The following is a 22,075-nucleotide window of genomic DNA, read 5'->3' on the forward strand; positions in this document are numbered from 1 at the left end:
GTCCGTCTCTAGTACTTCAGCAGGTTGGCGTCGTCGACGGACGCCGACCGGCGGGTCCGGAAGATCGTCACGATGATGGCCAGTCCGACGACCACCTCGGCGGCGGCCACCACCATGACGAAGAAGGCGATGACCTGGCCGGACAGGTCGCCGGTCATCCGGGCGAAGGTGACGAACGCGAGGTTGGTGGCGTTGAGCATGAGCTCGACGCCCATGAACACGACGATCGCGTTGCGGCGCACCAGCACGGTCGTCGCGCCGATGGCGAACAGCAGCGCGGACAGCGCGATGTAGCTGGTGATGGTCATCGGTCCGCTCCGTCCTGCCGCCCCTGCGGGGTCCCCGGCTCCTGGTCGGCGTCGGACACCTCCGTGCTGGCGTCGCCGGCCTCGTCGGTCGGGAACTGCGAGCCGGTGACGCCGCGGCGGTGGTCCGGCCCGATCTCCGCCTCGATGACCCGGACGTCGTCCCGGAACCGCAGCGGCGACGTCGTCTGGCCGCGGGCCCGCAGCACCCGGGAGACCGACAGCTCGCTGGGGGTGCCGTCGGGCAGCAGCGCCGGGATGTCCACCCCGTTGTGCCGGGCGAACACACCTGGGGCGGGCAGCGGCGTGACCTGGGTGCCCTCACGGACCCGGCGCGCCGCGAGCTCGCGCTGGGTCACCCGCGGCGTGAGCCGCGGCCGGTGGGTGAGCAGGACGGCGCCCAGCGCGGCGGTGACGAGCAACGCACCGGTCAGCTCGAAGGCGATGACGAAGTCGGAGAACACCAGCCGGGCGATGCCGACCGGGTTGCCGTCGGCGTTCGCCTCGGCGAGGCCGACCGGCAACGGCGCATCACGCACCTCGGTGCCGAGCAGCCCGCTGCCGGTGACTCCGGCGACGAGCACGACCGCGAGCCCGATACCGGCCAGGAAGGACGGCACCCGGTGCCCTCGGATGGTCTCGACGAGCGAGTCCGAGGAGTCGACCCCGACGAGCATGAGCACGAAGAGGAAGAGGATCATCACCGCGCCGGTGTAGACGATGATCTGGGTGACGAAGAGGAACGGCGCCTCCTGCGCCGCGTACAGCACCGCCAGGGAGATCATCACGAACACGAGCATGAGCGCGGCGTGCACGGCCTTCTTGGCGAAGAGCAGCCCCAGGGCGGCGATCACCATGAGCGGCGCGAGCACCCAGAACAGCACCGTCTCCCCGGTGCCGAGGTGCGCCTGGGTCGCCGGGTCGAGCGGCACCTGGGCGAGCGCCGGCGCGGTGAGCAGGCTGGCGGGACTCATCGGGCCTCCTCGCCGTGCGCGGCCGCGGCGGCCGACCGCTGGCGGACCCACTGCTCCTGCTCCGGTACCGCGCCGGTGACCTCACCGCGGTAGTAGCTCTGCTCGTCGGTGCCCGGGACCATCGGGTGCGGCGGCGCGAGCATCCCCGGCTGCATCGGGGCGAGCAGGTCCTGCTTCTCGTAGATGAGGCCGACCCGGCTGGGGCCGGCCAGCTCGTACTCGTTCGTCATGGTCAGCGCACGAGTGGGGCAGGCCTCGATGCACAGACCGCAGAAGATGCAGCGCAGATAGTTGATCTGGTAGACGCGGCCGTACCGCTCACCCGGTGAGAACCGGGCCTCCTCGGTGTTGTCGGCGCCCTCGACGTAGATGGCGTCGGCCGGGCAGGCCCAGGCGCACAGCTCGCAGCCGATGCACTTCTCCAGCCCGTCGGGGTGCCGGTTGAGCTGGTGGCGACCGTGGAACCTCGGCTGGGTCGGGACCTTCTCCTCCGGGTACTGCTGGGTCTCGACCTTCCGGAACATGTTGCCGAGGCTGACGCCGAAGCCGGCGACCGGGGCGAGCAGCTCGGAGAGAAAGCCGCCCCGGCGGTCGTCGTCGTCCTCGCGACGGCGCAGGTCCTTGGACTCAGCCACGGGTGTCCTCCTCGGACGGGGTCGGGGTGTCCGCCGTGGTGGTGGAACCGACGACGGCGGTCTGGCGCATCCGCCGTGGTGAGGCGGGGAGCTGCTGGCCCGGCAGCGGGGGCACCGGGTGGCCGCCGGCGAACGGGTCGAACTCGCCCTGCGGCGGGCCGGCGTCCTCCTCCTGCGGGCTGGGCCACAGGAAGCTCGCGGCGACGAACACGGCGGCGACGCCGACGATGACCCACAGGACGGTGCTGAGGCTGACGTCGGTGAACTGGCGCACGCCCTGGAGCACCGCGACCGCGACGACCCAGGCCAGCGCCGAGGGGATGAGCACCTTCCACCCGAGCTTCATGAACTGGTCGTAGCGCATCCGCGGCAGGGAGCCGCGCAGCCAGATGAAGAAGAAGATGAACAGCCACAGCTTGGCCGTGAACCACAGCAGCGGCCACCAGCCCTCGTTGGCACCCGGCCAGATCGGGCCGCCGAGCGGCCACGGGGCCTGCCAGCCGCCGAGGAAGAGGGTCGTCGCCAGCGCCGAGACGGTGAACATGTTGATGTACTCGGCGAGGAAGAACATCGCGAACTTCATACCGGCGTACTCGGTGTGGAAGCCGCCGACGAGCTCACCCTCGGCCTCGGGCAGGTCGAACGGCAGCCGGTTGGTCTCCCCGACCATCGACACGACGTAGATGACGAACGCCGGCAGCAGGGTGACCGCCCACCACAGGTTGGCCTGGGAGGCCACGATCTGGGACGTCGACATGGACCCGGCGACGATGAAGACGCTAACCAGGGACAGGCCCATCGCCAGCTCATAGCTGATCACCTGGGCGGTGGACCGGACCCCACCGAGCAGCGGGTAGGTGGACCCGGAGGACCAGCCGGCCAGCACCAGCCCGTACACGCCGATCGACCCGATGGCCAGGACGTAGAGCACTGCGACCGGCAGGTCGGTGAGCTGGAGCGGGGTGACGATGTCGGTGAACGGGATCCGCACCTCGGGCCCGAGCGGGATGACGGCGAACGCGAGGAACGCGGGGGTCGCCGACAGCGCAGGTGCGAGCAGGTACACCCAGCGGTCCGCGCCGCGAGGAGCGAAGTCCTCCTTGAACATGAGCTTCGCGCCGTCCGCGATGCTCTGCAGGATGCCGAAGGGGCCGGTCCGGTTCGGCCCGAGCCGCAGCTGCATCCGCCCGATGATCCGGCGCTCGGCCCAGATCACGATGACGACGTTGACGACGAGGAAGACGAAGACGAAGAGGATCTTCCCGAAGATGACCCACCCGTTGTCGTTGCTGAAGTCCGCGGACGGGACCGCGGTGGACGCCAGCAGGTTCACGCCTGCACCTCCTCGACGGCGTCGGCCGGGACGGCCGCGACGCGCACGACGGACCCAGCGCCCGCACGCAGCGTCACGTGCACGGAGCTGCCCGGTGAGTTGGTCGGCAGCCAGACGACCCGGTCGGGCATCGCCGTGACGACCACCGGCAGGCGGACGGCGCCGGCGTCGGTGGCGACCTCGACCAGGCCGCCGTCGTCCACACCGGCCTCCGCCGCGGTGGCCGCGGACAGCCGGGCGTGGGCCCGCTGGGCGGTGCCGGCCAGGAACGGCTCGCCGTCCTGGAGGCGTCCGGCGTCCAGCAGCAGGTGCCAGGTGGCCAGCACGGCCTCTCCCGGGGCCGGTTCGGGCGGGCGCACGGGCTCGGCAGGGGCGGCGGCGAGGCGGCCGCCCTCCCAGGCGCCGAGCTCGGCGAGCTCGCCCCGGACGGCCTCGACGGTGGGCGTGCCGAGGTCGACACCCATGGCGGCGGCCAGCTCGTCGAGCACCCGCAGGTCCGGCAGCGCGCGGGACTGCAGGGTGCGCTCGAACATCCGCCAGCGGCCCTCCCAGCTGAGGAAGGTGCCGGACTTCTCGGCGACCGGGGCGACCGGCAGGACGACGTCGGCCCGGTCGGTCACCGCGGACAGCCGGACCTCGAGGCTGACGAGGAACGGCACCCGGTCCAGCGCGGTGAGGGCCAGCTCGGGGTCGGGCAGGTCGACCGGGTCGACACCGCCGACGACGAGCGCGCCGAGCTCACCGGACGCCGCGGCGGCGAGCATGGCGGCGGTGTCCCGGCCGGGGGCGTCCGGCAGCGAGACGGGCGTGCCCCAGGCGGCGGCGGTGTCGACGCGAGCCTCGGGGTCGGCGACCGGCCGCCCCCCCGGCAGCAGCGTCGGCAGGGCGCCGGCCTCGAGTGCGCCGCGCTCCCCGGCCCGGCGCGGCACCCAGGCCAGGGCGGCGCCGGTGGCGTCGGCCAGGGCGGCGGCCGCGGTGAGACCGCCGGGGACGGCGGCGAGCCGCTCCCCGACGAGGACGACCGCGCCGGGACGGCGCAGCAGCTCGGCGGTCTCGGCGACCTCTGGCGCCGACGCGGCGAGCGCCCGGAGCACCGACGGCTCGGTGCCGGGGGCGGCCTCGACGAGGGCACCGGACAGCTTGGTCAGCCCCCGGGTGGCCATCGGCGCGACCGCGGCCACCTGCAGGCCGTGCTTGCGGACCGCCTTGCGGAGCCGCAGGAAGACGATCGGCGACTCCTCCTCGGGCTCGAACGCGACGAGCAGCACGGCGGGCGCCCGCTCGAGGTCGGCGTAGGTGACCGGCATGCCGGCACCCGCGACCCGTGCGGCCAGCACGTCGGCCTCCTCGGCCGAGTGCGGCCGGGCGCGGAAGTCGACGTCGTTCGTGCCCAGGGCGAGGCGGGCGAACTTGGCGTAGGCGTACGCGTCCTCGACGGTGGCGCGGCCGCCGACGAGCACCCCGACCCCACCGCGGTGCCCGGCGGTGCTGACGTCGGCGTCCCGAGCGGCGGTCAGTCCCTGGGCGGCCGCATCGAGCGCCTCGCTCCACGAGGCCGGCACGAGCTGGCCGGTGTCGGCGTCCCGGACCATCGGGGTGGTGACCCGGTCGGCGGCGGTCTGCCAGGTGAAGGCGAACCGCCCCTTGTCGCAGTTCCACTCCTCGTTGACCGCCGGGTCCTCCCCGGCCAGCCGGCGCAGCACCGTGCCCCGGCGGTGGTCGACGCGCAGGGCGCAGCCGGAGGCGCAGTGCTCGCACACCGACGGCGAGGAGACGAGGTCGAACGGGCGGGCCCGGAACCGGTAGGCGGCCGACGTCAGCGCACCGACGGGGCAGATCTGGATGGTGTTGCCGGAGAAGTAGCTGGCGAACGGCTCACCCGCCTGGTCGAGCACGGACTCGTCGGGGACGTGGATACCGAGCACGGCCGGGGAGAACGTGCCGATCTGCTGCTGGGCGCCGCGCTCCTGCAGCTCGATGAACGGGTCGCCGGCGATCTCCTTGGCAAACCTCGTGCAGCGCTGGCACAGGACGCAGCGTTCCCGGTCCAGCAGCACCTGGCTGGAGATCCGGATCGGCTTGGGGAAGGTGCGCTTGACGTCGACGAACCGGGTCTCCGGGCGGCCGTTGCTCATCGCCTGGTTCTGCAGCGGGCACTCCCCGCCCTTGTCGCAGACGGGGCAGTCCAGCGGGTGGTTGATCAGCAGGAACTCGAGCTGCCCCTGCTGCGCCTTGTCCGCGACCGGGGAGGTGACCTGGGTCTTGACCACCATCCCCTCGGTGAGCTCGATCGCGCAGGACGGCTGCGGCTTCGGCATCGCCCGCAGGGAGCCGTCGGGGCCGGGCGTGGCCACCTCGACGAGACACTGCCGACAGGCCGCGACCGGGTCGAGCAGCGGGTGGTCGCAGAACCGCGGGATGGCCACCCCGAGGGTCTCGGCGGCACGAATGATCAGCGTCCCCTTGGGCGCACTGACCTCCATGCCGTCGATGACGGCGCTGACCGTCTCGACCGGCTGGTCGGTCCGCGGCGTACCGGTGGTGGAGGTCATCAGGCGTCAGCTCCGGCGAAGACGGTGGCGGCGACCGGGTCGAAGGGGCAGCCGCCGTGAGGGTTCCCTGGCCCCGGGAGGTGGCGGAGGTACTCCTCGCGGAAGTGCTGGATGCTCGACGTCACCGGCGACGTCGCGCCGTCGCCGAGCGCGCAGAACGCGCGGCCGAGGATGTTGTCGCACTGGTCGAGGAGGTTGTCGAGGTCCTGCTCGGTGCCCTGCCCGGCCTCCAGGCGACGCAGCACCTGCTTCATCCAGAACGTGCCCTCGCGGCACGGGGTGCACTTGCCGCAGGACTCGTGGGCGTAGAACTCGGTCCAGCGCAGGACGGCGCGCACGACGCACGTGGTCTCGTCGAAGATCTGCAGGGCCCGGGTGCCGAGCATCGAGCCGGCCCCTGCCACCCCCTCGAAGTCGAGCGGGACGTCGAGGTGCTCCTCGGTGAAGATCGGCGTGGACGACCCGCCGGGCGTCCAGAACTTCAGCCGGTGGCCGTCCCGGACGCCGCCGGCCATGTCGAGCAGCTCACGCAGGGTGACGCCGAGCGGGGCCTCGTACTGACCGGGGTGGGTGACGTGGCCGGACAGCGAGAACAGCCCGAAACCGGTCGACTTCTCGGTGCCCATCGAGGAGAACCAGTCGGCGCCGTGGGCGACGATCGAGGGCACCGAGGCGACCGACTCCACGTTGTTCACCACGGTCGGCCGCGCGTACAGCCCGGCGACCGCGGGGAACGGCGGCTTGAGCCGGGGCTGGCCCCGGCGGCCCTCGAGGGAGTCGAGCAGCGCCGTCTCCTCACCGCAGATGTAGGCGCCGGCGCCGGCGTGCACGGTGATGTCGAGGTCGAAGCCGCTGCCGAGCACGTTCCTGCCGAGGTAGCCCTTGGCGTAGGCCTCCTCGACGGCGTGCATCAGCCGCCGGTAGACGTGCACGACCTCCCCGCGCAGGTAGATGAAGGCGTGGTGGCAGCCGATGGCGTAGGACGTGATGATCGCGCCCTCGATGAGCAGGTGCGGCGAGGCCATCATCAGCGGCACGTCCTTGCACGTGCCGGGCTCGGACTCGTCGGCGTTGACGACGAGGTACCGCGGTCCGCCGTCGGGCTTGGGCAGGAAGCCCCACTTCATCCCGGTCGGGAAGCCGGCGCCGCCGCGGCCGCGGAGCCCGGAGTCCTTGACCAGCTGGACGAGGTCCTCCGGAGAGCGGGTGAGCGCCGTCCGCAGGGCGGAGTAGCCGTCGTGGCGCTCGTAGGTCTCCAAGGTCCAGGACCGCTCGACGTCCCAGGTACGGGACAGCACCGGGGTGAGTTGCGTCGCCATCTCAGCCCTCCTCGCTCGTGCCCTCGGTGGGCTCCGTGCCGGTCGCCTCGTCCTGCGGTCCGGCGGTGGTGTCACCGGACGGCTTGCCGGCCGGAGCCCCGCCCCGGTCGTCCTCGCCGGCCGGGACCGAGGGGGCGTCGTGAGCGCTGGTGCGCTCACGCGGCGGCTGCTGGCCGGCCGCCAGGGCGGGGCCACCACCGGCCGCGCCGTCACGACCGCCGCCGGCGGGCACGCCCCGCTCCGGCGTCCACCCCTGCTGGCGGGCGACGACGTTGCCGCGCAGCGTCGCGTCACCTGCGCCGACGCCCTCGTCGGCGCGCCCGTCCGGGAAGCCGGCGAGCACCCGGGAGACCTCCTTGAACGTGCAGACCTTGGCGGCGCCGCGGGTGGGTGCCACGTCCTGCCCGGCGCGCAGCCGGTCGACGACGTCCCGTGCCGACTCCGGGGTCTGCCGGTCGAAGAACTCCCAGTTGACCATCATCACCGGCGCGTAGTCGCAGGCGGCGTTGCACTCGATCCGCTCAAGGGTGATCGAGCCGTCCTCGGTCGTCTCGTCGTGTCCGACGCCGAGGTGCTCCGAGAGCGCCTCGTAGATCGCGTCACCGCCCAGCACGGCGCACAAGGTGTTCGTGCAGACGCCGACGGTGTACTCGCCGTTCGGGTGCCGCTTGTACTGCGTGTAGAAGGTGGCGACGGCGGACACCTCGGCCGCGGTGAGGCCGAGCAGCTCGGCGCACAGCGCGATCCCGTCCGGGCTGACGTAGCCCTCCTCGGCCTGCACCAGGTGCAGCATCGGCAGCAGCGCAGAGCGCTCCTGCGGGTACCGGGACATGATCTGACGCATGTCGGCGACCAGCCGCTCGCGCGTCGGGACGTCGTAGGCCATCAGCGGTCGACACCACCCATCACCGGGTCGATCGAGGCGACGGCGACGATGACGTCGGCCAGCTGCCCGCCCTCGCACATCGCGGCCACCGCCTGCAGGTTGTTGAACGACGGGTCGCGGAAGTGCGCCCGGTACGGTCGAGTGCCCCCGTCGCTGACGAGGTGGACGCCGAGCTCGCCCTTGGCGGACTCGACCGCCTGGTAGACCTGCCCGGCCGGCACCCGGAAGCCCTCGGTGACGAGCTTGAAGTGGTGGATGAGCGCCTCCATCGACGTGCCCATGATGTGGCGGATGTGGTCGAGGCTGTTGCCCATCCCGTCGCCGCCGATCGCGAGCTGTGCCGGCCAGGCGATCTTCTTGTCGCCGACCATGACCGGGCCGGGGGCCATCTCCTGCAGCCGGTCGGCGCACTGCTCCACGATCCGCAGCGACTCGCGCATCTCCGCGATCCGGATCCGGAACCGCCCGTAGGCGTCAGCGGTGTCCCACGTGACGACGTCGAAGTCGTAGGTCTCGTAGCCCAGGTAGGGCTGCGTACGGCGCAGGTCCTGGGGCAGCCCGGTGGCGCGCAGGATCGGGCCGGTGACGCCCAGCGCGACGCAGCCGGCGAGGTCGAGGTAGCCGACGCCCTGCATCCGGGCCTTGAGGATGGGGTTCTCCAGCGTGAGCCGCTCGAGGTCCCGGATGCCGCGGTCGATGAGGGGGACGGCCTCGCGGATGCTGTCCAGCGCGCCCGGGGGGATGTCCTGGGCGACCCCGCCGGGACGGATGTAGGCGTTGTTCATCCGCAGGCCGGTGATCAGCTCGATCACCTTGAGCACGTACTCCCGGGTGCCGAACCCGTTGGTCATGACGGTCGTCGCGCCGAGCTCCAGGCCACCGGTGGCGACGGCGACGAGGTGGCTGGAGATCCGGGTGAGCTCCTGCATCATCACCCGGATGACCTGGGCACGCTCGGGAACGTCGTCCTCGATGCCGAGCAGCCGCTCGATGCCCAGGCAGTAGACGGCCTCCTGGTGCATCGGCGTCAGGTAGTCCATCCGGGTGCAGAACGTGACGCCCTGCGTCCAGTTCCGGTACTCCATGTTCTTCTCGATACCGGTGTGCAGGTAGCCGACGCCGCAGCGCGCCTCGGTGACCGTCTCGCCCTCGATCTCGAGGATCAGGCGCAGCACCCCGTGCGTCGAGGGGTGCTGGGGCCCCATGTTGACGACGATGCGCTCCTCCTGGAGCGCCGAGGCCTCGGCGGCGAACTCGTCCCAGTCGCCACCCTCGACGGTGAACGACGGCAGGCCCTCGCCCTCGTCGGCCGGGCCGGTGGCGTACGGGTCCCGTGGGCTCGTCGGCGTCCCGCCGGGTGCGGTGCTCATCGGTACGACCTCCGGGTGTCCGGGGGCGGGATGGTGGCGCCCTTGTACTCCACCGGGATCCCGCCGAGCGGGTAGTCCTTGCGCTGCGGGTGCCCGGGCCAGTCGTCGGGCATCTCGATCCGAGCCAGGGCAGGGTGACCGTCGAAGACGATGCCGAAGAAGTCCCATGCCTCCCGCTCGTGCCAGTCGTTGCCCGGCCACACCGACACCAGCGACGGGATGTGCGGGTCGTCGTCCGGGCAGACGACCTCGAGCCGCAGCCGCCGGTTGTGGGTCAGGGACAGCAGCGGGTACACGGCGTGCAGCTCGCGCCCGGCGTCCTCGGGGAAGTGGACACCGGAGACCCCCATGCACATCTCGAAGCGCAGGTCCGGGTCGTCGCGCAGCGCACGGGCCACCGCGAGCAGGTGCTGCCGACGCACGTACAGCGTCATCTCGCCCCGGTCCACGACGACCTTCTCGATCGCGGCGTCCCACCCCGGCCCGCCGTCCTCGCCGAGCACCTCGGCGAGCACGTCCGCCGCCTCGTCGAACCAGTCCCCGTACGGGCGCGTGCTCGGCCCGGGCATGACGACGGTGCGGACCAGACCGTTGTAGCCGGAGGTGTCGCCGGGCCCGGACACGCCGAACATGCCCTTGCGGACGCTGACGACCTCAGCGGTCGGCTCCGTGGTGGCCGGCAGGTTGTCCGAGCCGGCCTCAGCGGCCGCACGGGCCGGGGTGCGGTCGGCGCCCTCGGGCACGTCGTGAGTGCCGTCAGGTACGTCGTCGGTGGCGTCGCTCACCGCAGCAGGCCCTTCATCTGCGAGCTCGGCGTGGCGGCCAGCGCGGCCTGCTCAGCAGCCCGGGCCGCCTTCACGCGGTTGGCGCCCAGCGGCATGTGCTGGATCTGGTCGTGCAGCTCGAGGATCGCGTTGAGCAGCATCTCCGGGCGCGGCGGGCAACCGGGCAGGTAGACGTCGACCGGCACGACGTGGTCGACGCCCTGGACGATGGCGTAGTTGTTGAACATCCCCCCGGACGACGCGCACACGCCCATCGAGATGACCCACTTGGGCTCCATCATCTGGTCGTAGATCTGCCGCAGCACCGGAGCCATCTTCTGGCTCACCCGGCCGGCGACGATCATGAGGTCGGCCTGGCGCGGGGTGGCCGCGAACCGTTCCATCGCGAACCGGGCGATGTCGTACTTCGGGCCGCCGACGGCCATCATCTCGATGGCGCAGCAGGCCAGGCCGAACGTCGCCGGCCACACCGACGACTTGCGGAGGTACCCCACCAGCTGCTCGACGGTCGACAGCACGACGCCGCTGGGCAGCTTGTCCTCGATCCCCATCAGCTCTCTCCTGTCAGTCCCACTCGAGCGCGCCGCGGCGCCACTCGTACACGTACGGAACGGTGATGAGCACGAGGAAGCCCATCATCGCCACGAGTCCGAACAGCGCGAGCTCCCGGAACGCCACCGCCCACGGCACGAGGAACACGACCTCGATGTCGAAGACGATGAAGGTCATCGCGACGAGGTAGTACTTCACCGGGAAGCGGCCGCCGCCGGCGGCCTGCGGCGTCGGGTCGATCCCGCACTCGTAGGCGTCGAGCTTGGCGCGGTTGTAGCGCTTCGGTCCCAGGATCGCGTTGGCCACCAGCGAGAAGACGACGAAGCCGGCGGCGAGAGCCAGCAGTCCGAGGATCGGGATGTACGGGTTGATCACGTCAGACATGCCCGTCTCGCTCCTCTGCTCGCACGGTCCGTGCGCCGTGGTCGGTGCGGTGTCGTAGGCCTGGCCCGGCCGAGGCGGCGCCCATCCTAGGGGCCTGCGGTTTGGGGCACGCGGCGGGGCGGTCGGGGGTCATGCGGCCGGCGCGATCCGGGTCAGGCCGTTGATCAGCCGGTCCATCGCGTCCCCGCCGCGTGGGTCCGTGAGGTTCGCCAGCAGCTTGAGCGTGAACCGCATGAGCAGCGGGCGCGGCAGACCGTAGCGGGTGGCGACCTTCATCACGTGCGGGTTGCCGATGAGCTGGACGAACACCCGGCCGAGCGTGTAGTAGCCGCCGAGGGCGTCCTTCATCACCTGCGGGTAGGCCTGCAGCGCACGCTCCCGAGCGGCGGCGTCCGGACGGGCCAGCGCCTGGGTGACGACGTCGGCGGCCAGCCGGGCGGACTCCATCGCGTAGGCGATGCCCTCCCCGTTGAACGGGTTGACCATGCCGCCGGCGTCACCGAGCAGCAGGACCCCGTCGGTGTAGTGCGGCGTCCGGTTGAAGCCCATCGGCAGGGCGGCGCCGCGGACCTCCCCGACCTGGTTGTCCTCGGTGTACCCCCACTCCGGCGGCATCGTCGCCACCCACCGGCGCAGCAGCTCCTTGTAGTCCACCGTGCCGAAGGCCGAGGACGAGTTGAGGATGCCCAGGCCCACGTTCGACGTCCCGTCGCCGACGCCGAAAACCCACCCGTACCCGGGCAGCAGGTTCGACCGCTGGGGCTCGCCGTCCCACAGCTCCAGCCAGCTCTCCAGCCAGTCGTCGTCGTGCCGAGGGCTGCGGAAGTACGTCCGGACGGCGACCCCCATCGGCCGGTCGTCCCGCTTGGCCAGGCCGAGCGAGAGCGCGAGCCGGGCGGAGGTGCCGTCGGCGGCCAGCACCACGGGGGCGCGGTAGACGACCTCCTCACCGGTGCGCCGTCCGCGCTCGTCGACCGGGCGGGCGGTGACCCCGACGACCCGGCCGGTGGCGTCGTCCCGCACCGGACCGGTCACGTTCGTGCGTTCGAGCAGGGTCGCGCCCGAGGCGACGGCGTGCCGGGCCAGCGCCTCGTCGAAGTCGAGCCGGGGCCGCACGAGGCCGTAGTCGGGGAACGTGGCGAGGTCCGGCCACGGCAGCTCCAGGCGCATCCCGCCCCCGAGGATCCGCAGCCCTTGGTTGCGGATCCAGCCGTCCTCAGGCGGGGTCGGCAGGCCCATGGCGATGAGCTCCTTGACCGCACGGGGAGTCAGGCCGTCGCCGCACACCTTCTCGCGCGGGAAGGCGGTCTTCTCCAGCAGCAGGACGTCGACGCCGGACCGGGCGAGGTAGTGCGCGGCGGTGGAACCGGCCGGGCCGGCGCCGACGACGATGACGTCGGCCTCGGCCGCCGTCGGGGGGCTGGGGGTCACGGTGCCTCACTCGTCGCCGTGGCGGGTCGGGTGCTCAAGGTGCTCGGGGTGCTCAAGCTGCTCAAGGTGCTCGGGGTGCTCAGGACGGACGCGGCGCTTGTGAACGTGTTCACGAAGTCGCCGGAAGTCTACGCCTCCACCGGACGGACAGCCCGGTGGAGGGCCACGATCCCCCCGGTGAGGTTGCGGTAGGCGACCTGCTCCCAGCCGGCGCCGCGGACGACGTCCGCCAGGGCCCGCTGGTCGGGCCAGGCCCGGATGGACTCGGCGAGGTAGACGTAGGCCTCGGGGTTCGACGACACCCGCCGGGCCACGCTCGGCAGGGCGCGCATGAGGTACTCGGTGTACACCGTCCGCCACGGCGCCCACGTCGGGTGGGAGAACTCGCAGACGACGAGCCGCCCGCCGGGACGGGTGACCCGCAGCATCTCGGCGAGGGCACGCTGCGGCTCGACGACGTTCCGCAGCCCGAAAGAGATCGTCACCGCGTCGAAGACCCCGTCGGCGAACGGGAGGCGGGTGGCGTCCCCGGCGACGAAGGACAGGTCGGGCCTGCGGCGGCGGCCCACCTGGAGCATGCCGAGGGAGAAGTCGCACGGCACGGTGCGGGCCCCGGCGTCCGCGAACGGCTCGCTGGAGGTGCCCGTCCCGGCGGCGAGGTCGAGGACGGTCTCCCCAGGGCGGGCGTCCACCGCGCGCACCACCGCCCGGCGCCACAGCCGGTCCTGGCCCAGGGACAGGACGTCGTTGGTCAGGTCGTAGCGGCCGGCCACGCCGTCGAACATCGCCGCGACCTCGTGCGGCTGCTTGTGCAGGTCGGCGCGGCTCACGTCGGCACAGGGTACGGCTTAGTCTGTGCGCCGATGAGCGCCCTCCCCGCCGCCGGTGCGCGACTCGTGGCCCGCACCACGGCCCTCGACGTCGCAGGCGAGCTGCTCTCCTACCTGCCGCCGCCCTCGGACGACGACCCGCCGGTGGCGTGGGTGCGCCGGGGTGAGGGGATGGTCGGCTGGGGCGAGGCGCTGCGGGTGGACCTGGCCGGGCCGGACCGGTTCGCTGACGCGGCCCGGGTGTGGGCGCGGGTGTCCGCGGACGTCGCCGTTCGCGACGACGTCCGGCTGCCCGGCACCGGGCCGGTCGCGTTCGTCTCGTTCTCCTTCGCCGACGACTCCCCCGCCGGCGGCGTGCTCGTCGTCCCCCGGGTCGTCGTCGGACGCCGTGGTGGGACGTCCTGGGTGACGGCGGTCGCCCCCGAGGGTGCGCTGCCCGCTCCGGCCGCCCCGGCCCCGGCCGGTGCACCCGAGTCGCCGGGACAGGTCCGGTTCGCCGACGGCGTCCGGTCCGGACCGCAGTGGGCGTCCGTCGTCCGGGAGGCGGTGCGCCGGATCGGCGCGGGTGAGGTGGACAAGGTCGTGCTCGCTCGCGACCTGGAGGCCCAGGCGGACCGGCCGGTCGACCCACGACACCTGCTGACCCGCCTGGCCGCGCGGTACCCGTCGGTGTGGACGTTCGACGTCGACGGGCTGGTGGGCGCGACCCCGGAGCTGCTCGTGCGGGTGGAGCGCGGGCTGGTGACGTCGCGGGTGCTGGCCGGGACGATCCGGCGGACCGGGGACGACGAGCGGGACCTCGCGCTGGCCGGGTCCCTGGCTCGGTCGAGCAAGGACCTCGAGGAGCACGAGTACGCGGTGCGCTCCGTCGTCGAGGCGCTGCAGCCGTACTGCACGAGCACGAGCGCGCCGGAGTCGCCGTTCGTCCTGCACCTGCCGAACGTCATGCACCTGGCCACGGACGTCGCGGGGGTGCTCGCCGCGGGCTCGGCGTCGCTGCTCGAGCTCGGCGCGGCACTGCACCCCACCGCAGCCGTCTGCGGCACGCCGACCGAGGCCGCCGCCAAGCTCATCGCCGAGCTGGAGGGGATGGACCGGGACCGCTACGCCGGCCCGGTGGGCTGGGTGGACGCCCGCGGCGACGGGGAGCTGGGGATCGCACTGCGCTGCGCCCGGCTCGACCCGGCGGACCCGCGACGACTGCGCCTGTTCGCCGGCTGCGGCATCGTCGCCGGCTCCGACCCCCAGGCCGAGCTCGCCGAGAGCGACGCCAAGCTCGTGCCGGTGCGGGACGCCGTCAGCCCCGACCCCACCCCACCCCCACCCCCACCCCATCCGTGATCATGCAATCCCGCCACCCTGTCGGCCACCGTCCGACTCGCAGAATGCTGCGTTGGTGGCGCGACACGCCGTCAGACTCGTGCCGAATCCAGCATTCTTATGGGCTTCGCCGATGCTCTGCGGCGATGGTGTGCAGCGACCTCGACGGGTCATCTGACCTCTCCTCCCCGTGATCATGCAATCCCGCCACCCACGCCCGGGAGGTGGCGGGATTGCATGATCACGGGGAGGGGACTAGGGGCCAGGGGTGGCGGGATTGCATGATCACGAGCGAGGGGGTCGTCGCCGTCAGGGGACGGTGTACACGGCGTCCCGGGAGTAGCCGGCACCGACGGTGAGGTCGTACTGGAGCAGCCGGTAGTCGGCGAGCACCTCCTGGGCCCGCGGACCGAGCGCCTCGACGTCCGGGACCACGCGCCCCTCGCCGTCCAGCACCGCCAGTGTCCCCAGCGCCGGGACCTCCGCCTGCACCTCGGCCAGCAGCGCGTCGAGCGGAGTCAGCGGCGCACCGGTCGCGGCGAGCAGCTGCGGCACGAGCAGGTTCGGGCTGATCGGGTGCTCCGGCCGCACGGGCTCGGTCTCGAAGTTCGCGAACACCACCCACGGGGTCGAGTACTGGGCCAGGCGGTCGTTCTGCGCGAGGACCTCCGCCGGCCAGATCGGCGCGAGGTGGTCGCCGTAGTAGACGACGACGGTGCGCTCGGGCAGTCGGTCGAGCTCGGCGGCCAGCTCGGCGAGCGCGGCGTCGCTGTGCTGCAGTCCGCGGACGTACTGCCCGAGCGTCTCTGCCTGCTCGGCGCTGAAGGAGCCCTCCACCGGCACCGGGTCGGAGTACCCGCGGTGCGGCACGTGGTTCTGCATCGTCACGACGTTCACGAGCATCGGCTCGGGCTCCGCGCGCAGCTCGTCGACGAGCTCCCGGAACACGGCCGCGTCGGAGACGAACGGGGCGTCCTCGATGGTGCTGCGCTGCGTCATCGTGTCGCGGAACTCGGCGCGGTCGAAGCCGAGCGCGGGGTACACGGCGTGACGCTGGTAGAACTCCCCGACGTAGGGGTGCAGGGCCAGCGTTGGCCGGTCGGCGAACCGGTCCAGGTAGGACGGGAACGACGACGTGCGGGACACGAGCATCTGGAACGGGCTGTGCACCTGCGCCTGGTAGCTCGCCACGGCCAGACCGGTGAGCGCCTCGAACTCCACGTTCGCCGTCCCGCCGCCGTAGCCGGACACGAGCAGGGTGCCCGAGCTGTTGTCCGCCATGAGCTCGTGCAGGAACGGCAGCGGGTCCTCGGCCAGGTCGACGCCGTCCAGCCGGGTGGGGTCGGCGGTGCTCTCGGCCAGCACCAGGACGACGTTCGTGTCGGCGAGCGCGTCCTCGTCCCGTCCGACGTTGGCCGCCACGGCGGCCGCGCGGTACCGCTCGACGACCTCGGCGACCGCCTCGGGACCGTAGCCCGGCGGCTCGTCCATCGCCGTGGCCGGCAGGTTGTACAGGGCGCCGGCGACGAAGCCGTTCTTGGCGTAGTTGTCGAGCTGGCTCCACGGCGCCCAGATCGCACCGGCCCGTTCGTACACGTCGCGCAGCGGGTTGCCCTCGACGTTGAAGGTCGCCGCGGTGACCACCACCACGCCGGCGAGGAGCCCGGCGACGACTCGCAGGCCCGCCACCAGGCGGCGCCGCTGCCGGGTCGGCGACCGTCGTCGTCCCGGCCGGCGGACCAGTCGCGCCAGCTGCCAGGTGACGAGGACGGCGGCCGCCATCGCGGCGACCAGGGCGAGCGCGGTGCCGGTGCCGATGCTCTCCACCAGCAGCCCGGCCTGGCGCAGGTAGACGACGTCGGTCGGGAACAGCGGCTCGGAGCGCAGGCTCATCTTGGCGTGGGCGGCGAACGCGACGAACCCGGTGGCCGCGAGGGTCAGGCCGATGGTGAGCCACAGCCGCCCGGTGACCGCGTGGAGCAGTCCGACCACGCCCCAGACGACGGCGCCGCTGACGGCCAGGACGGGTCGCGGCAGCTGCTCCAGCCGTTCGGCGGCGCTCACCCACGGGTCGTTGAGGGCGTGCGCCCACTCCAGGACGAGCAGGACGACGAGGGCCAGGACGAACGTGGCGGTCACGTGACCGAGGACGCGTGGCCACAGCCGCGGCTGGGACCGGTGCGGCCCGCCCGCCGGACGCCGCTCGCGCACGGGTGGCGCGGGGCGGGTGGCACCGGGGACGGACACGACGGTCGAGAGTACTGCTGCGCCGCTCAGCGCGGGCCGTTCACCGCCACCCGGACGGCGTCCGCGACCCGCGCGTGCAGGTCCCGGCGAGCGGACCGGTCGGCGCGGACGTGCAGCACGGAGCGTCCCGGCGGCGGGTCGGCGAGCGCCGTCCGCAGGTCTGCGAGGTCGACGGCCGGCCGGTGCGGGACGCCGATCCCCCGGCACAGCGCGGCGACGTCGCTGCCGTGCGGGGTGCCGAACACCCGCTCGAACACCGTGGCGAACCGCTCGTCCCCGTGCTCGAGCAGACTGAAGATGCCACCGCCGTCGTCGTCGAGCAGCACGACCTGCAGGTCCGGCTCCGGCTCTGCGGGGCCGGCCAGCAGGCCGTTGAGGTCGTGCAGGAACGCGAGGTCGCCGACCAGCACCCGGGTCCGCCGGCCGGTCGCGAGCGCCACCCCGCTCGCCGTGGACAGCGTCCCGTCGATCCCGGACAGGCCACGGTTGGCCAGCACCCGCCGCGGCCGGTCCCACGGGGCGCCGGCGAGGTCGAGGTCCCGGACCGCGTTGGAGGCCGCCGCGACGAGGACGTCGTCGGGGGCGGTCGCGCGGGCGACCTCCCGTGCCAGGACGAGGCCGTCGAGCGGCCGCGGTGCTCCCTGCGCCCGGTCGACGGCCCGGTCGACGGTGTGGTCGAGGACGTCGTCGAGGGCAGCCGTCGCCAGCCGGCCGGCACGCCGCCAGGACTCGAGCCAGCCGCCGTCGTCGCCTCCGGCGCCGGCACGGACGGCGGGCACCCGGCGCACGGCCCGTCCGGCGCGGGGGTCGTCGGCGCGGGGGTCGTCGGCGTGCCGGACGACGTGCACCACCTCGACGTCGTCGCGGGCCAGCAGCCGGGTCACCGGACGGGACAGCGTCGGGCGGCCCAGGACGACGACCCGCTCGACCCGGCCGCCGAGACCGGGCTCGTCGAGCAGCAGCCGGTAGGGCCCGATCGCGTGCGGCCCGCCGCGAGCACCGGACGACGGCTCGGCCAGCAGCGGCCAGCCGGCGGCCTCGGCGAGCCGGCGGGCGTCGTCCCCGGCCCCGGCCCCGGCCACGACGACGGTCCGCGGACCGGCGGCGAGGACGACGGCGTCCGGGTGGTCGGGGACGTCGTCCCGGGCTGGGGCCGTGGGACCGGCCGCAACCGTCCCGGGAGCGAGCGGGTCGTCGTCCACGGCCGGCGGGTCGTCGTCCGGGACCAGCGGGTCGTCGAAGGCGACGTCGACGTGCACCGGGCCGGGGCGGCGGCCACCGGTCCCGCGCGCGGTGGCCACCGCGTCCCGGACGGCACCGGCGAGGCGCCCGGACGGCTCCTCGGCGGGGACGTCGAGGGCCAGCCGGACGGCGCCGCCGAACAGCCCGGCCTGCAGGGCGGTCGTCTGGTTGGCCCAGGTGCCGCGCAGCCGGTGCGGCCGGTCGGCGGAGAGCACGAGCAGGGGCACGGCCGACTCGTGCGCCTCGAGGACGGCCGGGTGCAGGTTGGCGACGGCGGTGCCGGACGTCGTGACGACGGCAGCCGGCGCCGGTCCGCCGAGGGCCAGGCCGAGGGCGGTGAACCCGGCGGCCCGCTCGTCGACCCGGACGTGCAGCCGTGGCCCGCCGGCGGCGTCCGCGGCGGCCAGGGCGTACGCGAGCGGCGCCGAGCGCGACCCGGGGCACAGCACGACGTCCTGGACGCCCGCCTCGCGCAGTGCGGCGACGACGGCCCGCGCCGCGGCGGTGGAGGCGTTCACGTGCCGGACCCTCCAGTGCGGAGCAGACGGTGGCACCGGGCGACCCGGTCGAGCCACCGGTCCCGGGTAGCGGGGTCGGCGGCCAGGCGGGCCAGCCGTTCGGGGTCCGGCTCGACGGGCTGCACCGGCAGCGACCCGTCACGGACGGCGAGGTCGGCCACGTCGTCGGCGAGCAGCCCGCCGGTGCCGAGCCCGCAGGCCAGCTCGAGCCGCGGCAGGGCGGCGGCCGCGGCCACGCCGGCGGCGATCCCGACCGCCGTGTCCAGGGCGCTGGACACGACGACCGGCAGGCCGTGCCGGCGCTCCAGCACCTCGGCGACCGCGAGCAGGCGGTGCACCCCGCCGAGCGGCGCGACCTTGAGGACGGCGACGTCGGCGGCACCGGCCCGGGCCACCGCGAACGGGTCCTCGGCTCGCCGGATGCTCTCGTCGGCGGCGATCCGGACGCCGATGCCGGCCCGGGCGAGCCGGCTGCGCAGGTCCGCGAGCTCGGGCACCGTGCGGCAGGGCTGCTCGGCGTACTCGAGGTCGTGGACGGCCAGGGCGGTGAGAGCCTCGAGCGCCGTCTCGACGTCCCAGCCGCCGTTGGCGTCGACCCGGATCCGCCCGGTCGGGCCGAGCAGGCGACGGACCTGCGCGACCCGGGCGACGTCGTCCGCGAGGCTGCCGCCGGCGGCGACCTTGACCTTCGCCGTGGTACACCCCGGGAACCGGGCCAGGACGCCGGCGACCTCCTCGGGTCGGACGGCGGGCACGGTGGCGTTGACCGGGACGGCGGCCCGCAGGGGCGGGGGTGGCTCGCTCCAGCCGGCGTCGACGGCTGCGGCGAGCCAGGCCGCCGACTCGGCGTCGTCGTACTCGGCGAACGGGGCGAACTCGGCCCACCCGGCGGGGCCGTGGAGCAGGACGGCCTCGCGCTCGTCGATCCCACGGAACCGGACCCGCATCGGCAGCCGGACGACGACGGCACCGTGCAGGAGATCCTCCAGCGAGGGGACGACTCGCGGGACGAAAGTCGGGGTGTCAGTCGTGTGCACGCGCCGCTCCCTGGGTCGTGCCGCGCAACCGGTCCAGCCGCGCCATCGCCGGCGTGGCCAGGACGCCGTGGACGACGATGGAGGCGAGCACGGTGAACGCGACGACCGACCACAGCTCGCGGGCCTGGTCGAACCCGGTCTGCGCGGTGGCGTAGGACAGGTAGTACAGGGTGCCGATGCCGCGGACACCGAAGAACGCGACGACGCGCCGTTCGTTGCCGCTGAGTCGCGGATCACCGAGCGGCAGCCGCCGCGACAGGCTCAGTCCCGCCGTCAACGGACGCAGGACGAGCAAGGCGACCAGGCCGACGACGACGCCCTGCCAGGTGAGGTCGGCGAGCAGCCCCCAGGACAGCGAGGCACCGAACAGCAGGAGCAGGAGCAGCGTGAGCAGGTGCTCGAGCCGGCTGATGAAGTCGTGCATCGTCGCGTGGAAGGCGTGCCGGCGCTCGTAGGACCGCAGCGCCAGTGCCGCGGTGAACACGGCGAGAAAACCGTAGCCGCCGACGACCTCGGTCAGGCCGTAGACGACGAACGTCGCAGCCAGGGCCAGGGCGGGCTGCCCGGTCTCGGCCAGCCGGAGCGCGTCGCTGCGCGACCGGAACGCCATCCGGGCCAGCAGCCACCCGAGGGCCCACCCCAGCAGGGCACCGACGGCGACCTTCCCGACGAGCTCCCAGGCGAACCAGCGGCCGAGCCCGTGCTCGCCGGAGGCGAGAAAGACTGCGAGGTAGACGAACGGGAACGCCAGCCCGTCGTTGAGGCCGGCCTCGCTGGTCAGCGCGAACCGCGCCTCGTCGTCCTCGTCCACCCGGTCGCGGGCGTCCCCTTCGCCGGCGCTGTCACCGCCACCGGGCCCCTCGACCTGGACGTCGCCGGCGAGCACCGGGTCGGTGGGGGCCAGGACGGCGCCCAGCAGGACCGCGGCGGCCGGGGCCAGGCCCATCACCCACCAGCCGAGCAGCGCGGCCAGGGCGATGAACAGCGGCATGCCGACGGCGAGCAGCCGCCAGGTCGACGCCCAGCCACGCAGTCCGAGCGGGCGGTCCAGGGCGAGACCGACGCCCATGAGCGCGACGATGACACCGAGTTCGGTGAGCCGCTCGGCCACCACGGGGTGCTCGACCGGGGAGACCACCACCTCGCCGGGCAGCGGCAGCAGGCCGATGAGGACGCCGGCGGCGACGAACGCCATCGGCACCGACATGGCGCGGCGGCTGACGAGGCCCGGCAGCACGACGGCGACGAGCAGCGCGATCCCCCCGATGAGGTAGAGGGCGTCGCCGGGGAGCTCCACGACCGCAGAGCCTAGGCGACCGGCAGTGACTCGCCCCGGCGCCGTCGCAGGCCGCAGCGGCAGGCCCCTATCCTCGGACGCCGTGAGCGCGCAGCCGGTCTCGGAGACGTTCGACCCGTCGTGCTGGCGGGAGGTCGAGGGGTTCGGCGACCTCACCGACGTCACGTACCACCGGCACGTCGTCGACGGCCGGGACGCCGGGACGGTCCGGGTCGCGTTCGACCGTCCCGAGGTCCGCAACGCGTTTCGGCCGCGCACGGTCGACGAGCTGTACCGGGCCCTCGACCACGCCCGGATGACACCGGACGTCGGGTGCGTGCTGCTCACCGGCAACGGTCCCAGTCCGCGTGACGGCGGCTGGGCGTTCTGCTCCGGCGGCGACCAGCGGATCCGTGGCCGGTCCGGCTACCAGTACGCCAGCGGTGAGACCGCCGAGACGGTCGACGCCGCCCGTGCCGGCCGGCTGCACATCCTCGAGGTGCAGCGGCTGATCCGGACGATGCCGAAGATCGTGGTGGCGGTGGTGAGCGGTTGGGCGGCCGGCGGGGGGCACAGTCTGCACGTGGTCTGCGACCTGACGGTCGCCAGCCGGGAGCACGCCCGGTTCAAGCAGACGGACGCCGACGTCGGGTCGTTCGACGGCGGCTACGGCTCGGCCTACCTGGCCCGCATGGTGGGGCAGAAGCGGGCGCGGGAGATCTTCTTCCTCGGCCGGACGTACACGGCCGAGGAGATGCGCGAGATGGGGGCGGTGAACATCGTCGCCGATCACGCTGACCTCGAGCGGACGGCGCTCGAGGTGGCCCGCGAGATCAACGGCAAGAGCCCGCAGGCACAGCGGATGCTGAAGTTCGCGTTCAACCTCGTCGACGACGGTCTCATGGGCCAGCAGGTGTTCGCCGGCGAGGCGACCCGGCTCGCCTACATGACCGACGAGGCGGTCGAGGGGCGTGACGCCTTCCTGGAGAAGAGGGACCCCGACTGGTCCCCGTTCCCCTGGTACTACTGACCCACCCACTCAACCCCTTTCCGTGATCATGCAATCCCGCCACCCCCAG

Annotated in this window: 19 protein-coding genes; 2 read left to right on the top strand and 17 right to left on the bottom strand. The window is 73.4% G+C overall.

Annotation, left to right across the window (positions count from 1 at the left end; all coding sequences use genetic code 11):
* Positions 1-8: 8 nt before the first annotated feature.
* The 13 genes from nuoK to ACFP6A_RS01310 all read right to left on the bottom strand — a co-directional run bounded on the left by nuoK (position 9) and on the right by ACFP6A_RS01310 (position 13,356).
* Positions 9-308, bottom strand: a complete 300-nt coding sequence (gene nuoK / locus ACFP6A_RS01250; protein WP_379600952.1) for an NADH-quinone oxidoreductase subunit NuoK — start codon at positions 306-308, stop codon at positions 9-11.
* On the bottom strand, positions 305-1,279 hold the full coding sequence (locus ACFP6A_RS01255; RefSeq protein WP_379600953.1) for an NADH-quinone oxidoreductase subunit J: 975 nt from the start codon (positions 1,277-1,279) through the stop codon (positions 305-307). Before ACFP6A_RS01255 ends, nuoK begins: the two co-directional genes overlap by 4 nt.
* A complete protein-coding gene (gene nuoI, locus ACFP6A_RS01260; protein WP_379600954.1) occupies positions 1,276-1,914 on the bottom strand; it encodes an NADH-quinone oxidoreductase subunit NuoI in 639 nt (212 codons plus the stop codon). Before nuoI ends, ACFP6A_RS01255 begins: the two co-directional genes overlap by 4 nt.
* The gene (gene nuoH / locus ACFP6A_RS01265) at positions 1,907-3,247 is read right to left on the bottom strand and encodes an NADH-quinone oxidoreductase subunit NuoH (RefSeq protein WP_379600956.1); all 1,341 of its coding nucleotides are present in this window, start codon (positions 3,245-3,247) and stop codon (positions 1,907-1,909) included. The genes nuoI and nuoH overlap by 8 nt, the downstream gene beginning before the upstream one ends.
* On the bottom strand, positions 3,244-5,799 hold the full coding sequence (locus ACFP6A_RS01270; protein ID WP_379600957.1) for an NADH-quinone oxidoreductase subunit G: 2,556 nt from the start codon (positions 5,797-5,799) through the stop codon (positions 3,244-3,246). The genes nuoH and ACFP6A_RS01270 overlap by 4 nt, the downstream gene beginning before the upstream one ends.
* Positions 5,799-7,118 carry an NADH-quinone oxidoreductase subunit NuoF gene (gene nuoF / locus ACFP6A_RS01275; RefSeq protein ID WP_379600959.1) on the bottom strand — a complete coding sequence of 440 codons (1,320 nt, stop codon included), beginning with the start codon at positions 7,116-7,118 and terminating at the stop codon, positions 5,799-5,801. The genes ACFP6A_RS01270 and nuoF overlap by 1 nt, the downstream gene beginning before the upstream one ends.
* A 1-nt stretch (position 7,119) precedes the next feature.
* A complete protein-coding gene (nuoE, locus tag ACFP6A_RS01280; RefSeq protein WP_379600960.1) occupies positions 7,120-8,004 on the bottom strand; it encodes an NADH-quinone oxidoreductase subunit NuoE in 885 nt (294 codons plus the stop codon).
* Positions 8,004-9,374 carry an NADH-quinone oxidoreductase subunit D gene (locus tag ACFP6A_RS01285; RefSeq protein ID WP_379600961.1) on the bottom strand — a complete coding sequence of 457 codons (1,371 nt, stop codon included), beginning with the start codon at positions 9,372-9,374 and terminating at the stop codon, positions 8,004-8,006. Before ACFP6A_RS01285 ends, nuoE begins: the two co-directional genes overlap by 1 nt.
* Entirely contained in the window at positions 9,371-10,117 is a 747-nt protein-coding gene (locus ACFP6A_RS01290; RefSeq protein ID WP_379601436.1) for an NADH-quinone oxidoreductase subunit C, read from the bottom strand. The genes ACFP6A_RS01285 and ACFP6A_RS01290 overlap by 4 nt, the downstream gene beginning before the upstream one ends.
* A gap of 38 nt (positions 10,118-10,155) precedes the next feature.
* Positions 10,156-10,710, bottom strand: coding sequence for a NuoB/complex I 20 kDa subunit family protein (locus tag ACFP6A_RS01295; protein ID WP_379600962.1), 555 nt, complete (start codon positions 10,708-10,710; stop codon positions 10,156-10,158).
* Between the two features lie 13 nt (positions 10,711-10,723).
* The gene (locus ACFP6A_RS01300) at positions 10,724-11,095 is read right to left on the bottom strand and encodes an NADH-quinone oxidoreductase subunit A (protein WP_379600964.1); all 372 of its coding nucleotides are present in this window, start codon (positions 11,093-11,095) and stop codon (positions 10,724-10,726) included.
* 129 nt (positions 11,096-11,224) lie between these two features.
* Positions 11,225-12,526: a geranylgeranyl reductase family protein gene (locus ACFP6A_RS01305; RefSeq protein WP_379600966.1), complete on the bottom strand. Its 1,302-nt coding sequence runs from the start codon at positions 12,524-12,526 to the stop codon at positions 11,225-11,227.
* Between the two features lie 128 nt (positions 12,527-12,654).
* Complete coding sequence (locus ACFP6A_RS01310; protein ID WP_379600968.1) at positions 12,655-13,356, bottom strand: demethylmenaquinone methyltransferase; 702 nt, start codon at positions 13,354-13,356, stop codon at positions 12,655-12,657.
* 33 nt (positions 13,357-13,389) lie between these two features.
* On the opposite strand from ACFP6A_RS01310, the gene ACFP6A_RS01315 reads away from it, so the two are divergent.
* The gene (locus ACFP6A_RS01315; RefSeq protein ID WP_379600969.1) at positions 13,390-14,697 is read left to right on the top strand and encodes an isochorismate synthase MenF; all 1,308 of its coding nucleotides are present in this window, start codon (positions 13,390-13,392) and stop codon (positions 14,695-14,697) included.
* A gap of 288 nt (positions 14,698-14,985) precedes the next feature.
* Here the strand turns inward: ACFP6A_RS01315 and ACFP6A_RS01320 are convergent, their stop codons facing one another.
* Genes ACFP6A_RS01320 through ACFP6A_RS01335 form a run of 4 tightly spaced genes read right to left on the bottom strand, consistent with a single transcriptional unit; the run spans position 14,986 to position 21,017 of the window.
* Entirely contained in the window at positions 14,986-16,923 is a 1,938-nt protein-coding gene (locus ACFP6A_RS01320; protein ID WP_379600971.1) for an LTA synthase family protein, read from the bottom strand.
* 26 nt (positions 16,924-16,949) lie between these two features.
* Positions 16,950-18,683 carry a 2-succinyl-5-enolpyruvyl-6-hydroxy-3-cyclohexene-1-carboxylic-acid synthase gene (gene menD, locus ACFP6A_RS01325; protein WP_379600973.1) on the bottom strand — a complete coding sequence of 578 codons (1,734 nt, stop codon included), beginning with the start codon at positions 18,681-18,683 and terminating at the stop codon, positions 16,950-16,952.
* Complete coding sequence (locus ACFP6A_RS01330) at positions 18,680-19,720, bottom strand: o-succinylbenzoate synthase (RefSeq protein ID WP_379600975.1); 1,041 nt, start codon at positions 19,718-19,720, stop codon at positions 18,680-18,682. Before ACFP6A_RS01330 ends, menD begins: the two co-directional genes overlap by 4 nt.
* Positions 19,707-21,017 carry a cation:proton antiporter gene (locus tag ACFP6A_RS01335; RefSeq protein ID WP_379600976.1) on the bottom strand — a complete coding sequence of 437 codons (1,311 nt, stop codon included), beginning with the start codon at positions 21,015-21,017 and terminating at the stop codon, positions 19,707-19,709. Before ACFP6A_RS01335 ends, ACFP6A_RS01330 begins: the two co-directional genes overlap by 14 nt.
* Positions 21,018-21,099: 82 nt before the next feature.
* Here ACFP6A_RS01335 and ACFP6A_RS01340 point away from each other — a divergent pair, with 82 nt between their 5' ends.
* Positions 21,100-22,026, top strand: a complete 927-nt coding sequence (locus tag ACFP6A_RS01340) for a 1,4-dihydroxy-2-naphthoyl-CoA synthase (protein ID WP_379600978.1) — start codon at positions 21,100-21,102, stop codon at positions 22,024-22,026.
* Positions 22,027-22,075 lie beyond the last annotated feature (49 nt).

It is taken from the genome of Quadrisphaera sp. GCM10027208 (assembly GCF_042658805.1).
Lineage (GTDB): Bacteria > Actinomycetota > Actinomycetes > Actinomycetales > SCSIO-59966 > SCSIO-59966.